We start from the raw sequence: 15,845 nt of genomic DNA on the forward strand, positions 1-15,845 counted from the left end.
TTCCTCGAGCGGGGGTTCAGACGCTTACATGTGGTGATTTACCGGCGGCGGAAAGGTTTCTTACAGATTTTTTCGGTTCACTCGGCCGCGACGGGCTGCCGAGTTCGCAGCAGGCTGTAAACCACGGGCACGAACAGCAACGTCGTGAGCGTGGCCACAAACAGCCCGCCGATCACGGCCCGGCCGAGCGGCGCGTTTTGTTCGCCACCTTCACCCAGGCCCAGCGACATGGGCAACATGCCGATGATCATGGCGAGCGCGGTCATCAGCACGGGACGCATCCGCGTGCGGCCAGCTTCGAGCGCGGCTTCGAAAGCATTCTTCCCTTCGGTCCGTTGTTCGTTGGCAAAGGTGACCAGCAGAATGCTGTTCGCCGAAGCCACGCCGATCGACATGATGGCGCCCATCAGGGCAGGCACACTGAACGTTGTCTGCCACAGGAGCAGCGCCCACACGATGCCGACAAACGCACCCGGCAACGCCGTGATGATGATGAACGGATCGAGCCAGCTCTGGAAATTCACCACCATCAGTAAGTAGACGAGCACAGCGGCAAAGACGAGACCAAGGCCAAGCCGGAAGAATGCCGACTCCATGCTCTCGACCTGGCCACGCATGGTGATGGTGTTGCCAGGAGCGAGCTTGCCGCGGAATTCGTCGAGGATCTGGTTGATCTCAGTCGCCACGCTGCCGAGGTCGCGACCTTGCACGTTGGCGTAGACATCGAACACCGGCTGCACGTTCGTGTGATTGGCGATTTCCGGCGTCACGCTGCGCTGCACTTGAGCAACGTTCGACAGCAATTGCACGCCGCCTTGTTGCGGTGAAGTGAGCGGCAAACCAGAGATCGAATCGACCGTGTCGAGCTTGTACGTCGGCGTACGCGTTTCGACGAGATAAGAAATGCCGAGGGCGGGATCGACCCAGTAATTCGGTTGCACCTGGCCGCTCCCGGAGAGCGAAACCAGCAAGCTATTGGCGACGTCTTGCTGTGTGAGACCGAGTTCGCGAGCGCGAGTCTGATCGACTTCGACATGCAGCTTCGGCACGTTCATCACTTGATGCTGATGCACATCTTGCACGCCGTGAATGCTGCGAATGCGTTGCGTAATTTCGTTGGCCAGGGCGTAGTTTTCTTTGCGGTTCATACCCGCGATTTGAATATCGATCGGGGCCGGCAAACCAAAGTTCAAAATCTGGCTGACGATATCCGCCGGTTGAAAGAAGAAGACCAGCTGCGGAAAACGTCCCGGCAGTTCGCGTCGCAGGTCAGCGATATAAGCCGGTGTCGACTTGCCGCGATGATGAGCCAGCGAGACAAGGATCTCACCGTCGGCCATGCCGGTTGTGGCGCTGTCGCCGAAGGCCATCGCGTAGGTGCGATTCGGCAGGCCGATGTTATCGAGGACGAGTTCGACTTCATGCTTCGGAATGATCTCGCGAATGGCCGCTTCCACTTCGCTGAAGTAGCGTTCGGTTTGTTCCACGCGGGTGCCAGCCGGAGCTCGCACGTGCAGGCGGAATTGACCGGTATCGACCGTCGGAAAGAAGTCGCGGCCGACCCACGGCAGGGCGATGAAGCCGCTGATCGTCACCAGGCCGAAGATCACAAACACCGCCACGCGATGCTGCAAGTTCCAGTTGAGCAGCGCGACATAGGCGTCGCGGAATTTTTCGAATTGCCGTTCAAAAGCCGCATGAAAACGAGCGAACAGGCCCGTTCCACCGCCATGGCCATGCTGCAGTTCGGCTGGCAGCAAATAATCGACCATCGTCGGCACGATTGTCCGCGACAGCAGGTACGATGCGAGCATCGCAAACGCCACAGCCAACGCGAGCGGCGTGAAGAGATACTTCGGCGGCCCTTCGAGGAACAGCACCGAGACAAACACGATGCTGATGGTCAGCGTGGACACAAATGTCGGCCCGGCGATTTGCATAGCACCGTCGAGAATCGCCTGACGGAGTGGTTTGCCGAGCCCCAGATTGCGGTGAATGTTTTCGATCTCCACCGTCGCATCATCGACCAGAATGCCGACCGCCAGAGCCAGGCCGCCAAGCGTCATCACGTTCAACGAGTGTCCAAGCAGAAAGAGCATCACGATCGACGAGAGAATCGCCAGCGGAATCGAAACGGCCACGATCAGCGTGCTCCGCCAGCTGCCGAGGAACACCAGAATCATCGTCGCTGTGAGCAAACCAGCGATGATGCTTTCGATCACCACACCTTCGATGGCCGCCGTGACGAACAGCGATTGATCGAAGAGGAGTTCCACTTTCAGACTCTTCGGCGCTGCGGCTTGAATATCCGGCATCATCGCCTTCACTTGATGCACGATGTCGAGCGTCGAGGCGTTGCCGTTCTTCAACAGCGTGACGAGTGCGCCGCGGCTGCCGTTGCGGCGCACGACCGTGGTTTGCGAATTGCTGCCGTCGCGCACTTGAGCCACGTCGCGGAGAAACACCGTCGCGCCGTTGACTTGCTTCAGCGGAATGTCGTTGAACGCCGCTGGTGTGAGAGGCGTGTTGTTGAGCGTCACAGGATATTCGTGCGTATCGATGCGGGCCACACCGGTTGGGTAGGCGAGGTTGTAGGAACTGATCGCGTCGGCGACCTCTTTCGGCGAGATTCCCTTGGCTTGCAGCAGCTGTGGATCGATATCGACCATCACTTGCCGTTCGCGACCACCCGAGGGCGTCGGCATGGTCAGGCCCTGCACGGTCGAGAGTTGCGTGCGAAGAATATACAGACCGTAGTCGTACACCTCTTCTTCCGACATCGTGTCGCTGCTCAAACCGATCTGCAGAATCGGCACGCTCGAGGCGTTGTAGCGCACAATGATCGGCGGCTGAATGCCGGGCGGCATCACAGCCCGAATCGCTTGCGTGGTCGACGTGACCTGCGACATGGCCACGCCGATGTTCACACCGGGGTGAAAGTAAATCTTGATCACCCCCACGCCGTTGAGCGTTTGCGATTCCATCCGCTTGATGTCGTTCACATTTGAGCTAATCGCGTACTCGCTGTAGGTCGTAATCCGCCGCTCGACCTCCGCCGTTTCCATCCCTTTGTAGGTCCAGATCACCGTGACGACCGGAATGTCGATCTCCGGAAAAATATCCGTTCGCATCTGCCGAATCGCGGTCGTACCGAGCACGACAATCAGCAGAGCCATCACGACGAAGGTATAAGGCCGCTTGAGGGCAAGTTGTACGATCCACATGGTGTCGGTCCTCGGCAGTAAACGCTTCGTAGCGATGAAAACTACGAGGACCTACCGGTTGCCCGCGGCGTTCTTACAGGGAATCCTGCGGACAGCGAGATTAATGCTGAAATCCGGCCTGAAAGTCGCAACCCGCGGCAGGAAGCTTGAACCAGTCGCGGGGGGCCATTATCGTGACGGTCCCGCCGATTCGCGCTTCAAACGAAAGTCTCTCCCGAGGTGCTGTATGGTTCTGGCCTTTGCTCGCCGTGCTATTTTGCTCAGCGCGGTTGTTCTCATCACTTCGCTGGCCTCTGCTGCCGAGCCGGCGTCGGTCTTCAAATTCAAAGATGCGGGCGACGAAGCGGGGCTCTTTCCTGCCGTGGCCGAGATCGCCGGGCATGGCTGCGGTTGGGGCGATGTGAACGGCGACGGCTGGCCCGATTTGTACGTCGGCACGTTCGGCGGCCTGCCCTACAAGAGCAAGAGCAATCAGCTCTTCTTGAATAAGAACGGCAAGTTTGTAAAGGACGAGCAATCGTCGTTGCAGATCACCGGCCGGGCCAACGGCGCGATCTTTGTCGACTTCGACAACGACGGCGATCTCGATTTGTATGCGACCAATCACGCCATCAAAAGTGGCAAGCCCGAGACTGCGCACTTCCTCACTCCCAACGCTCTCTTTCGCAACGATGAGAACGGCAAGTTCACCAACATCTCGCAGGACTGTGGCGCGTGCCCGGAAGGAATGGCTTGCCGCAGCGCGTGCGCGCTCGATTACAACGGCGATGGTTTGCTCGATCTGCTCGTCGGCGAATGTTTCTTTCAAGGCGGCAAAAGTCGAACCCGGCTCTATCGCAACGACGGCAATCTAAAATTCACCGACGTGACGAAAGAAGCAGGCCTGCCGGAAGAGAACACCGGCTTTGGTGTCGCTGCCGGAGATGTGAATGGCGATGGTTTGCCCGATGTGTTCGTCAGCGGTCGGCATCATGGCAATCGATTGTTTCTCGGCGGCAAAGATCACAAGTTTACCGAGTTGCCGAAGGAGAACGGCGATTTCCTGTGGACGAATTATAAGGACGGCGACGACACGACCTGCGGGGTGACTTTTGGCGATGTGAATCGTGATGGCTTGATCGATATCGTGCACGGCTCGCACTTCAGCTCGCCCTGGCGGAACGACGTGGGCGTGCGGCTGTACCTGAATCGCGGCGTGAAAGATGGCCTGCCGAAATTTGAAGACGTGAGCAGCCAGGTCGGCCTGGTGCCGCTGCCGCTGAAGAGCCCGCACGTGGAGATTCAAGACTTCGACAACGACGGCTGGCCGGAGATTTATACGAGCATTGTGAAGTTCGCCGAAGGTCGGCCGTACCCGTTCATCTTCAAAAACAACGGCGTGAAGGACGGCCTGCCGCAGTTCACTTGCGATGCGCTCGCTGCCAATGATTTTCCGACGGAAGAAGACAAAGCGATCACCAGCTCAGGAAAATTCTTCGCCAAGATGGAAGCCGACAAGAAGATCGTCTATTCCGCGCCGGGCCCCTGCTGCGACTTCGACCGTGATGGCGACATCGATATGTTCCTGCCCAACTGGTGGACCGGTTTGCGCTCTCTTCTTTTGCAGAACGAAACTGCCGGCGGCAAGTGGCTCGACGTGACGGTCACCGGCCAAGGCAAAGTAAATCGCCAAGGAATCGGCGCGGTCGTGCGCATCTATCCCGCCGGCAAACTCGGCCAGGCCAACGCCCTGCTCGGCGTGCAAGAAATCAGCGTCGGCCGCGGCTACGCCTCGGGCGGAGAAGCCGCCGTCCACTTCGGCCTCGGCCAGACCGACAAAGTCGACATCGAAGTCACCCTGCCCCACTGCCAAGGCCGCGTGGAGAAGAAAGACGTCGCTGCGAATCAAAGAATCGCCCTCTAACGTCGTCGAATACTCCGTATTCGATGGGTTGACGTCAAACAGCCGCGCACCGAGGAATGAGCTCCGCGAAATTCCGGCTTCGGCGAGTGGGCGTGGAAGTTCGGACATGGAAGCGTGAGTGCATCGCGGCGGATCACAAGCCGCTGCGAAATCAACTCGCCGAACTTGCTGGAATATCGCTGGCGCTGATTCCAGCGAGCCTCGGCTTTCGACCGCCACCACCGAATACGGAGTATTCGGCGACATAGCCGTCTTCTTACTCCCTCGCCTCGGTACTCCGGGGAGAGGGCTGGGGTGAGGGGGCTGGAAGTTTAGAGCGGCTCTATTTGGCAGATAGTTTTGCCAAATATCTCAGGAGATGCATTATGAGTTATTTCCTAATGGCAGCGTATTTATCGCGCTATTTAGTTGACAACCGTCCACTATGTCGCGAAAATTCAGGTCGTCCCATCAGCCGCCGGGCGCTAGCCCCCGGCTTCTTCTGCGAGTGAAGGTAAGAGCCGGGGGCTAGCGCCCGGCGGCTGACGGGACTGTGTTGAGATTAGGTCGATAGCGCTGCTAACCCCTCACCCCAGCCCTCTCCCCGAGGCGGGGCGAGGGAGCGAAGCGTGCTGCGCACGTGCTTTGTGGCGTGCGGCGTTTTGGCGATGTGTGATTGTATGTTGGCTTTCGTTCTCACTTCCTTTTTTCAGGAGTCATCTCATGCCTGCCAAGTCGAAGAATCCGTTGCGGTCGATTGAGATGCGGGTGTCGCAGCGCGATCGGCAGATTTATCAAGCCGTGGTGATCGAGCAGCGGTTGCAGTCGGCGGTCGCGGCCGAGCACGGCATCAAGCAGCCGCGCGTGAGTGCGATCGTCAGGCGGGTGCGGAAGTGGCGAGCGCTTCCCGCGCCGCCGGGCATGGAGCAGTTTTCGCGCGAGGAGCAGTTGCGGGTGGCGGCCCGCGATCATCGCGATCGGCTCGCGTTTTGGCATCAGCAAGCCGTGGTCGCGTGGCAGTCGTCGAAGCAGACGAAGCACAAAGTGAAGGTGCGAAAAGTGAAGGGCGAGGAGGTCGAGGAGCGGACGGTGGAGGTGCGCGATGGCGATGATCGGCTGTTCAAGGTTGGGTTGCTCGCCGCGGATAAGATCGTGCAGTTTGAGGGTTTTGATCTGCGGGGCAATGTCGATGTGTCGAACAACGGGCGCGTGCCAGAGCCGCCGAAGATGGCCGACGAAGAGCTCTATCGCGGCGTGAAACGCAAGGTGATGAGCGGCGACTTCGACACTCCCGGCGATGAAGGCGTGCCCGGCATGTGGAAACAAGAAGCCGAGAAACGGAATGCCGAAGTGAAGGCGGCGCAGGCGGCAGTGGCGGAAGAGACGCTGGCGGATGAGATGCCGACGAACGCGCCGCTGCTCGCGTGTGTGACGGCTGCGGTGGAACAGGAGAGTTCGAACCAGAAACCGGCAGTCGTCGAGGACTCAAAGCTGAAGAGTTCCTCCGCAGAGTGCAATAAAGTGTTATGCAAAAACGAAGGAAAAGCGTCTCAAGACAATCAGCAACCAGCGGTTACATCGAAAACAAAAACAGATCACCTGTTATATAACGCTCCGCCGCCCGAGGGGGCACGCCAGCGGCCACCGGCCCCGGTCAGCGCGCTTGTTCGGGGTTATTGCGTGCCGGTGCAGCATGTACCGGACGACGAACCGCCCGGCACCGGCGAATTCCGCTGGGCGAATCGGCCTCGTGGAGGGTGACCGTGTTCATTGTCGTCGAATACTCCGTATTCGATGGTTGAGGTCAAACGGCCACGCACCGAGGAATGAGCGCCAGCAAATTCCGGCTTCGGCGCGTGGAGGTTGAAGCGGAGACATATTGATGCGAGACACAAACGTCGTAGGCGCAACTCGCCGAACTTACTGGAATTTCGCTAGCGCTTATTCCAGCGATTCTCGGCCCGTAACCGTCACCACCGAATATGGAATATTCGGCGACAATTTAAGCAGCCGAGTATTTGCCGAAGATCATCCGCCCTGCGCTGTTCTGCAGCACGCTGGTAACGGAGATTTTTACTTCCTTGCCGACGTGGTCGCGGCCACCTTCGACGACGATCATCGTGCCGTCGTCGAGATAGCCCACGCCTTGACCCATTTCCTCGCCTGCCTTGACGATGCGCACGGCCACCGATTCGCCCGGCAAGAAGACCGGCTTGAGCGAGTTCGAGATGTCGTTGAGATTGACCACCTGCACGTTGTGCAGCTTGGCGACCTTGTTCAGGTTGTAATCGCCGGTCACGACCTTGCCGCCGAGATGCTTGGCGAGCAGCACCAGTTTCATATCGACGGCCTGATTGGCCAGCTCAGGCAGCTCGCGATCGAAAATCTTCAGATCGACGGCGGGATTGTTCCGCAGCTTGTTGAGCATATCGAGACCACGGCGGCCGCGAGCCCGGCGCAGCTTGTCGCTGCTATCGGCAATCGCTTGCAGTTCGCCCAGCACAAACCGCGGCATGATCAGCTGACTATCGAGAATGTTCGTCTCGGCCAGGTCGGCGATGCGGCCGTCGATGACCACGCTCGTATCGAGGATATAAGGTTTGAGGCCCTTCACTTCCTTGGCAAATTCCACATAAGGAATGATGAACCGGAAGTCGTCCTTGGTTTGCAGCAACACGCTGATGCACGTGTAGCAGAGGATCATACCGATGAGCAGCTGGGCCACATCGTGCGCGAGCTTGTTTTCTGGCAGCGGTCCCAGCAACGGCTGGAGCGCAAGCATGAACATGTAGGTCAAGAACGTGCCGATCAGCAGACCGAAGTAAACGCCCGAGATGATGTCGATCTGTTTACGCGGAATAAAGATGTCGGCGCCGATGACCGCGCCTGCGAGGCCCAGAATGCCTACGAAAATAAGCCACGGCACATACGTTTCGCTGATGTACGTCTTCAGCATGCCAACGAACAGCGTTGCCACGCCGATCGCGACCATCATGAACACGCAACGAAGGACAAGCAGTGGCATCGGGCTAAGATCAGGCAGGTAAAGGAGGGCTCGAACGCTTCATCGTCTGTACGCTGTTTCGAGGGGAATCAGCAGGAACTTCCCAAACGAAGTATACGTGATGATTGTTCAGCTCACCACTGCTAAATGAGGGGACGAGCCGCGCAACTGCCATACATTTTCGTCAGATCGTCGCAATCGGCGCGACCGGATTATTAGTTAGACCAGCGTGCTTTCGCGCTTGTCGCTGGTGTGGGCAATGTTTGGCCGCGGCACGGCCGGCACGGCTTGCAGGGCCAGCGTTTGCGAAACCGAGCGAATCGTTTCTCGTACGGCTTGATCCTGGCTGGCCTGCTCGCGAACGGTGGTGGCGATCGCCGGCTGGCGACAGGGAACGGCAATCATCGATTTGCCGGTGTGCTGATACACCTGGTTGCGGCCGGCGACCTTGGCGGAGTAGAGCGCTGCATCGGCGCGAGCAAAAAGCATCGCCGCATCGTCGTGAGCCATGGCTTCGGCTACGCCGCAGCTGATGGTGACCGGCGAGAGGCGTTCGATGATGCTCCGCATCCGCTCGGCAAAAGCCGCAGCGCCGCCCAACCCGGTTCCGGGGAGCAGCACGACGAATTCCTCGCCGCCGTAGCGAAAGATCACGTCCGACTCGCGGGTGTATTGATCGAGAATCTGCGCGACTTGCCGTAGCACCTGGTCGCCCCGCACCGAACCTTGCTCGTCGTTCAGGTGGCCGAAGAGATCGATATCGAACGTCGCCAGCGAGCAAGTCACGCCGCACTGCTGCATCTTGATTTGCAGGGCCAGTGTGTCTTCGCAGGCCTGGCGATTGCCAAAACCGGTCAGCACATCGGTCCGCATGTCGGCGCTAAAGCACATCAGGCGGTCGGCCTGCTGGCGGATCATTTCATAAGCCTGCGTCAACCGCGTGGTGAGCAGTTCGGTCGGCACGAGCAGTTTATCGGTTTCATTGGCCAGCATATCGATCGGTTCGCATTCGCCGGCTTCGCTCAGATTGCGCAGTCGCGAAGCAAACTTGCCGAGGCTTCCTTGATGCCGGGCCAGGTCGCGGCGAACCTGCTGCGCGACTTTTTCCAAATCGCGAATAATGCCGCGCGCCCGCTTCAGTTCGCGCCGCAGTTGCATTTGTTCCGTCGTGGTCGCGGCGGTCCGTTGACCGAACATGTAACCCAAGAGCACTACGGCAGCCAGCGCCACCGTAGTCGGCAAACCCAACATCAACAGTCCCATGATCGATCTCCCGAGCGCACGTTGGGCGCACACTACATCCGCGTGTTCATCCCGCGCATGCAACCGATGCCGACGACGAGCAACACCACGGCCACGCCCACCCAGTGCATCGCTTCCATGTGATTGATCTGACGAAACACTTGATCCAACAACCGGGAAGCCTTATCCATGGTGCACCTCGCAAAACCTGACCGAAAACTCGCCGCCCATGCAGCCAAAACATGACCCGTGAAAAGCCTAGGTCACAAATCGTGCCGTGAAATAGCCATCGATCGAAGTTGATGCCAGCGAAACGCCGCCTCGGCGGCACGCTGCGTAGAAGCTGGGGAGGCGAACCGGAACTTCCGGCGAAGCAACCACTTAGCAACATCTGCAGAATCGGCAAAACCCCACCCCAAACCAGTCGATCAACTGCCACAAGATTGCCGACCAGCCCTTGCGAGTCACCGAGAGCGTGTTAAAATTACCTGTCTCTCCAGGATACTCCCGGAATAATCTGGGGCCGTAGCTCAATTGGTTAGAGTACCGGACTGTCGATCCGGTGGTTGCGGGTTCGAGCCCCGTCGGCCTCGCTGGTAAGGCTCATTATCGTTCATTCGGTAATGAGCCTTTTTTCGTTGGTAGACAGAGAGTTATGTTCACAGCCCTCTCCGCCTTCCTTCACGCACCTCTGCAGCAAGTTGACCAGTTCGCCTCGGAGATTCCGTTTGATCCACCAAACGCAAGAGTGGAGAATAGCCGGGTTGATCTGACCTCCATTCGGCAGGCGTAGCCGGCCACCTCGCCGGGTGAGTGTGGAACTGGCGAGCGAAGAATGAACGAAGCATCGCGAAAGAACGAGCCTCTTGGGAATGGTCCAACGGCGGAACCATCGGCAAAGCGCTGGCGCTTTAGCTTGAAGCATTGCTTCTTGGCAATGACGTTGTTCGGGTTGATCTTATTTCCGATCGTACGCGCCGTGCATGCCTATTGGCGGCAACGACAGGCGATTGCGTCGATTCCAGGGACCGTGACAGTCCGGTGGGAAGGGCGCCAATGCAAGTCGATTCACATCGCCAACGGCAGCGACGAAAGAAACGAGATCCAACGAGGCATCGGGCAATTGCCGCACCTGCAAACGCTCGAAATCAGCAACTCCAAGCTGGGGAAGGACTCACTAGCGCGTGGTGCATTGAGGCCACAAATCAAATCACTAACGTTGCGCAATGTCGAGTTCGTCGAACCTGAGTGCAAATTCCTGGCGTACTTGCCGGAAGTTAACTCCGTAGACGTGGAAGACTGCGACATCTCGCCCAGCATGATGGCACGATTGGCCGAGTGTCCCCAACTTCTGTTCCTCCGTATTCGTAATTGCAAGGTGTCGCCAGAAGCCTGGGAGGAGCTATCGGGTCACTCCAAGCTGGCTATGTTGACATTGGAGGGGGATGTCTTGACTGGCGAGCACCATTGGCTGCGCGGTCTGACGAAACTATACACATTGAATCTAAAGGACGCGCAAATGCGTCCGCAGAACAGTCCCTTTGAGCGCTTGCCTACTCGTTCGCTGGAGCGCATCTCGATCGAGAACTATCCAGCCACCGATGAAGACCTGGCCGTGATTGGCAAGCATGCCAAGATCGAGTGCGTTGCTCTGACGCAAACGAGGATCTCCGACGCGGGAATCGATGCCCTGGCAAACATGCCGGGACTCGTCCATCTGGAACTAAAGGAGAATGGACTTTCCGAGGCCGCGTTCAATGGCATTGCCAAATGCCGCCGTTTGGCAGGCTTTGACATCGACGAAAGCGGAATCACCGGGGCCAGTATCGGCAAGTTGAAACAGCTCACTAATTTCAGTTATGTTTCGGCGCGAGGTTGGACGATTGACGAACCGCGCGCTGAGGAGTTAGAGCAACTGAAACTCCGCTTGCTGCGTCTTTACGACTGCGATATTTCGCAGGATCGGGTGGATCGCTTCGAGGCGGCGATGAAGGGGAAGTATCAAGAGTGCAATATCCACCGCAACCGGTCCAAGAGGAAATGAGAGGGCGGCAGCCGAAAGGCACCATCAGGCGGCTGCGCCAGCGCATTACAATGGCGGGCCCGATTCTGCCTTCCTGTTTTGCCCGGCATGCTGCACATGAAAACTTTGTTGCTCGCTTTCTTTACCAGTTGCCTGCTGTGGCAACCTCTCTTTGCGGTCGCTGCGGACGCCGACTTTCAGCCGGTTGGCGGACAGCTGCTCGATAACGGTTCCTTCGCCGACTGGGTCGATGGCAAAGAGTCGCCGATCACCGAGGCCGAGGCCAAAGGGGGCGCGGCGGCGATTGTCTGGACGGCCAAGAGCAAGCCGGAGTGGAGGGGCGTGAAGTTCGGCGAAGGTCGCGCCACGGGAGTGCGACATTTGCGGATTGGTTTTACGCAGAGTGTCGCCGTCGGAAGTGTGCTCGTGCGCGGCGGCGGTGTGCTGAGCGTGCTCAAGTCGAACGCTGCTTATCCGGGCGATCTGGCGGATGACGCGCAGTGGATTGCAGCCGAGCGGTTGGTCGATGGGCAGGTTTCGAAACAAGAAGTGGTCGGCGAAGGTTATGCGACTTGGCTGCTGCCGCCGGGAACTACGACGCGCGCGCTGCGATTCAGTCACGTGCCGAATCCGGGCGATCGGGAAATGGCGGGTTGGCTCGGCGGGGCGTGGGTACTCGAATCGCGCGTCGGAAATGTCGCGCCGCAAGCGCTCGCGCAGTCGGTCGAGCGCGACGATGTGAGCGCCAAATTGATCGACGAAACGAACAATCGCACCTGGGATACCTGGAGCAACGGCGAGCGCGGCGCCGTGCTGCCGATCTCTGACGAGCATCCCGAGTTCATCACGCTGACTTGGCCACGAGCAGTTTCGCTCAACGGCATCTGCCTGTTATGGACCGGCTTTGCAGAGGTCGAGGTCGAAGCGTTCATGGGCAACGAGAATGAAAATGTGCGCGAGGCCGCGGCTGGCAGTTGGCAACGCGTCGGCCGACGCAGCGACATGGATTCGCTCTATCCGATGGCGCTCGGGCCGCAATGGATCGCCTTTGAGAAAGCAACGACGACGCGTGCGCTGCGGCTGCGTGTCACCCAAGGCGCCAAGTCGGGCCATCCGCACCTGGCCGACAAAGTGAAGCAAGGCAAACGTATCTGGCTGGGCGAGCTCATGGCCATCAGCACGCTGCCGCAGGAGGCAGGCTTGGCCAGTCTTGTGCTGCCCAAAGCCAGCGAAGAGCCGCCGCCGATCCCGGTGAAGTTTCACTTGCCGGCCGCGGGCGTGGTGACGCTCGTGATCGAAGATCAGCAAAGCCATCGCGTGCGAAATCTAGTTAGCGAAACGCCCTTCCCGGCAGGTGACAACATTGCCTGGTGGGATGGCAGCGACGACTTGCTGCGCGACTCCGAAGCCGCGAAGCATGGCGTGTATCACATTCCCGCGCGGCCCGTCGCTCCGGGCAATTACAAGGTTCGCGGTCTTTGGCACCAACCACTCAAGCTGCGGTACGAGTTCAGCATCTACAACGCCGGCAAGCCCGCTTGGGTCACGGCCGATAACACGGGCTGCTGGTTGACAACGCACACGCCGCAAACCAGCGTGGCCGCGGTGCCAGGCGCGAAGACCGCCGATGGCAAGCCTTTGATTTTTCTCGGCGCATTCGTCGCCGAAGGCGGCCACGGCTTGCAATGGCTGCACGAAGACGGCACGAAGATCGGCGGCCAAGGCTGGGTCGGCGGCAACTGGACTGGCGCGCCGACGCTCGCCGTGGATCTGGGCTCGGAAGCCGTGACCGATCACCTGTGCTACGTCGGTTCGGTGTGGGAAGGCGAACTCCGACTAACAGCGAAGACGCGCGGGCTCACCGATAAACCCGTGCTCAAGCAGAAGCTGGGCGAAGAAACCGACAAGAACAAAAAGGGTTCGCCGCCGGCGCCGACCGCGCTGGTGGAGTTCGACGGCGGCGACAAGATTTTTGTGCTCGGCGGAATTGCGGCCCGCGATGGTCAACTCGTGTGCTCACTCGTGCGGCAGAACGAACTGCTCGTCGTCGATATTCGGGGCGGCAAAATCGCGTCGCGCATTCCGCTTGAGAATCCGCGCGGAGTTGCCTTCGACGCGCAAGGCCGACTCCTCGCACTCAGCGGCCAGCAGTTGGTTCGCTTTGCGACGCTCTCGGCCAAGCCGGAGATGATCGTGACTAGTGGTCTCGAAGACCCGCGTCACGTGACGGTCGATGAGCAAGGCAATCTGCTGATCACCGATCGCGGCGCTGCCCATCAGGTGAAAAAGTTCTCCGCCGCTGGCGCGCTGGTCGCTGCCGTTGGCAAAGCCGGCAAGCCGGCGATTGGCAACTACGATCCGCTACATCTGAACAATCCCAACGGCCTGGCCGTTGATTCGCAGGGTCGGCTGTGGGTTGCCGAAGCCGATAACTTTCCGCGACGAGTTTCGCTCTGGTCAGCCGAGGGAAAACTCGCGCGGGCCTTTTATGGTCCCACGGAGTATGGTGGCGGCGGCGTGCTCGATCCGCGCGATCCGACGCGGTTCTTTTACAAAGGAATGGAATTCAAACTCGATTGGCAGGCCGGCAGCGATCAGTTGGTCCGCGTCTTCGCTCGGCCCGATCATCTGCTGGAAGCACACTACGGCCATTACTCGCCCGATACGCCGCTGTATCCCGATCAGCAAAAGGGACGTCGCTACTTCACCAGTTGTTACACCCACAACCCGACTTCCGGCGATGACGTTGCGTTCATCTGGCAGGACGGCGATCCCGCTGCGCGATTGGTGGCTGCCGTGGGAAATGCTCACTCTTGGCCGATCTTGCGTAAGGAAGAATTTCGCAGTCGTTGGCCGATGGGATCGAAGCCTGCGGAAGAAAATCCGCACCCCGCGGCGCTTGCGACGTTTACTTGGACCGATGCCAACGCCGATGGCCAGCCACAGCCCGACGAAGTGGTCTTCGCCAGCCAGCGCAGCCGCGGTGTGACAGTGATGAACGATCTGAGCTTTGTCGTCTCGCAATTCGGCGACAAGAATGTTCGTTTTACTCCCGCGTTCGATGCTGCTAGTCTGCCGCGCTACGATCTGACGAAGCCCGAGGAACTCGGCCCGGCGGGCGGACATCAGCCATCGAGCGGCGGCAATCAATCGCTGACAGATAGCAGCGGCTGGACGATTCACACCAACGCGCCGCAACCTTATTCGCCCTTCAGCCTGGGCGGTACGTTTCAAGGCGAACCGCGCTGGAGCTATCCGAGTCCCTGGCCCGGTTTGCATGCCAGTCACGAGGCCGCGGTGCCTGATCGGCCTGGCATGGTCGTCGGCCATACACGTTTGCTCGGTGGATTGATCCACGGCAAGTCCGGACCGATGTTCTGCGTGAACGGCAACATGGGAAACATGTATCTCATCACCGCTGACGGCCTGTTCGTCAGCACGCTGTTCAACGATATTCGCCTGCGGCCGAACTGGGCCGCCCCGGTCGCGACGCGCAATATGGATGTGACCGACGTTTCGCTGCACGATGAAAACTTCTGGCCCAGCATCACGCAGACCGCCGATGGTCGCGTGTTCCTGGTCGACGGCGGTCGCACCAGCCTGGTGCGAGTCGACGGCCTCGATACGCTGACAGCGATTCCTGAGTCGACAATCACGGTGACGACCGACGATCTACGCCGCGCCAGCGAGTGGTATGCAAAAGCAGAGACGCGGCGACAACAGGCTCGCGGCAGCGGCATTCTCGCGGTGCCGCTACGAAAAACGCCGCCGGAAGTCGATGGCCAACTCAGCGATTGGCCGGCGTCGACGGAGTGGGCCTTCATCGATCGACGTGGTACGAAGGCCAACTTCAACAGTGATTCGCGCCCGTATGAAGTGAGCGCTGCCGTGGCGGTGACCGGCACTCACTTGTTTGCTGCCTGGCGGAGCAGCGAAAAGAATCTGCTCAGCAACAGTGGCGAAACTCCGAACGCCCTCTTCAAGCATGGCGGCTGTCTCGATCTGATGCTCGCCACCGATCCCACCGCGCCGGCCGATCGCGCCACAGCCGTGGCGGGCGATCAGCGACTGCTTGTCACGCAAGTGAAGGGTCAGACGCGGTCTTGGTTGTACCGTGCCAAGGTTCCCGGCACGAAAGAGCCCGTGCGCTTCAGCAGTCCGTGGCGAACGGTTTCGCTGGATGTGGTCGAAGATGTCAGCGAGCAAGTGCGTCTCGCCAGCGACAACGCGGGCAATTTCGAAATCAGCATTCCGCTCAGCGCGCTACATTGGGAACCCAAGCCGGGCGAAACCTATCGCGCCGATCTTGGTGTGCTGCGCGGCGCGAATGGGCAGACGACACAGCGCGTCTATTGGTCGAACAAAGCGACGGCCATCACCGCCGATGTGCCCAGCGAAGCCGAGCTCATGCCGAGGCTGTGGGGTAAGTGGAAGATCGCTGCCGAAGAGTGAAATTGCGGACGGCAGGGT

At 59.4% G+C, this 15,845-nt stretch carries 8 protein-coding genes and 1 tRNA gene; 5 read left to right on the top strand and 4 right to left on the bottom strand.

Annotated features, from left to right (window positions below; all coding sequences use genetic code 11):
• Window positions 1-77 precede the first annotated feature (77 nt).
• Entirely contained in the window at window positions 78-3,224 is a 3,147-nt protein-coding gene (locus tag M9Q49_RS30085) for an efflux RND transporter permease subunit (protein WP_254513004.1), read from the bottom strand.
• A gap of 226 nt (window positions 3,225-3,450) precedes the next feature.
• On the opposite strand from M9Q49_RS30085, the gene M9Q49_RS30090 reads away from it, so the two are divergent.
• Complete coding sequence (locus M9Q49_RS30090; protein ID WP_254513005.1) at window positions 3,451-5,127, top strand: CRTAC1 family protein; 1,677 nt, start codon at window positions 3,451-3,453, stop codon at window positions 5,125-5,127.
• 702 nt (window positions 5,128-5,829) lie between these two features.
• Window positions 5,830-6,867: a hypothetical protein gene (locus M9Q49_RS30095; RefSeq protein ID WP_254513006.1), complete on the top strand. Its 1,038-nt coding sequence runs from the start codon at window positions 5,830-5,832 to the stop codon at window positions 6,865-6,867.
• 241 nt (window positions 6,868-7,108) lie between these two features.
• Here the strand turns inward: M9Q49_RS30095 and M9Q49_RS30100 are convergent, their stop codons facing one another.
• From M9Q49_RS30100 to M9Q49_RS30110, 3 genes are all read right to left on the bottom strand, one after another.
• A complete protein-coding gene (locus tag M9Q49_RS30100; protein WP_254513007.1) occupies window positions 7,109-8,131 on the bottom strand; it encodes a PIN/TRAM domain-containing protein in 1,023 nt (340 codons plus the stop codon).
• Window positions 8,132-8,329: 198 nt separating this feature from the next.
• A complete protein-coding gene (locus tag M9Q49_RS30105; protein ID WP_254513008.1) occupies window positions 8,330-9,373 on the bottom strand; it encodes a GGDEF domain-containing protein in 1,044 nt (347 codons plus the stop codon).
• 32 nt (window positions 9,374-9,405) lie between these two features.
• Window positions 9,406-9,543: a hypothetical protein gene (locus tag M9Q49_RS30110; protein WP_254513009.1), complete on the bottom strand. Its 138-nt coding sequence runs from the start codon at window positions 9,541-9,543 to the stop codon at window positions 9,406-9,408.
• 328 nt (window positions 9,544-9,871) lie between these two features.
• Between M9Q49_RS30110 and M9Q49_RS30115 the strand changes: the two genes are divergently transcribed.
• From M9Q49_RS30115 to M9Q49_RS30125, 3 genes are all read left to right on the top strand, one after another.
• A tRNA-Asp gene (locus M9Q49_RS30115) sits at window positions 9,872-9,945 on the top strand.
• Between the two features lie 242 nt (window positions 9,946-10,187).
• Entirely contained in the window at window positions 10,188-11,396 is a 1,209-nt protein-coding gene (locus M9Q49_RS30120) for a leucine-rich repeat domain-containing protein (protein ID WP_254513010.1), read from the top strand.
• 96 nt (window positions 11,397-11,492) lie between these two features.
• A complete protein-coding gene (locus tag M9Q49_RS30125) occupies window positions 11,493-15,827 on the top strand; it encodes a hypothetical protein (RefSeq protein ID WP_254513011.1) in 4,335 nt (1,444 codons plus the stop codon).
• The last annotated feature ends 18 nt before the right edge of the window (window positions 15,828-15,845 follow it).

This window comes from Anatilimnocola floriformis (assembly GCF_024256385.1).
Lineage (GTDB): Bacteria > Planctomycetota > Planctomycetia > Pirellulales > Pirellulaceae > Anatilimnocola > Anatilimnocola floriformis.

Excerpts from the sequence above, each read along its gene's own strand:
- M9Q49_RS30110 (WP_254513009.1), bottom strand. The coding sequence starts at position 9,543 with ATGGATAAGGCTTCCCGGTTGTTGGATCAAGTGTTTCGTCAGATCAAT.
- M9Q49_RS30125 (WP_254513011.1), top strand. The coding sequence starts at position 11,493 with ATGAAAACTTTGTTGCTCGCTTTCTTTACCAGTTGCCTGCTGTGGCAA.
- M9Q49_RS30120 (WP_254513010.1), top strand. The coding sequence starts at position 10,188 with ATGAACGAAGCATCGCGAAAGAACGAGCCTCTTGGGAATGGTCCAACG.
- M9Q49_RS30085 (WP_254513004.1), bottom strand. The coding sequence starts at position 3,224 with ATGTGGATCGTACAACTTGCCCTCAAGCGGCCTTATACCTTCGTCGTG.
- M9Q49_RS30095 (WP_254513006.1), top strand. The coding sequence starts at position 5,830 with ATGCCTGCCAAGTCGAAGAATCCGTTGCGGTCGATTGAGATGCGGGTG.
- M9Q49_RS30090 (WP_254513005.1), top strand. The coding sequence starts at position 3,451 with ATGGTTCTGGCCTTTGCTCGCCGTGCTATTTTGCTCAGCGCGGTTGTT.
- M9Q49_RS30105 (WP_254513008.1), bottom strand. The coding sequence starts at position 9,373 with ATGGGACTGTTGATGTTGGGTTTGCCGACTACGGTGGCGCTGGCTGCC.
- M9Q49_RS30100 (WP_254513007.1), bottom strand. The coding sequence starts at position 8,131 with ATGCCACTGCTTGTCCTTCGTTGCGTGTTCATGATGGTCGCGATCGGC.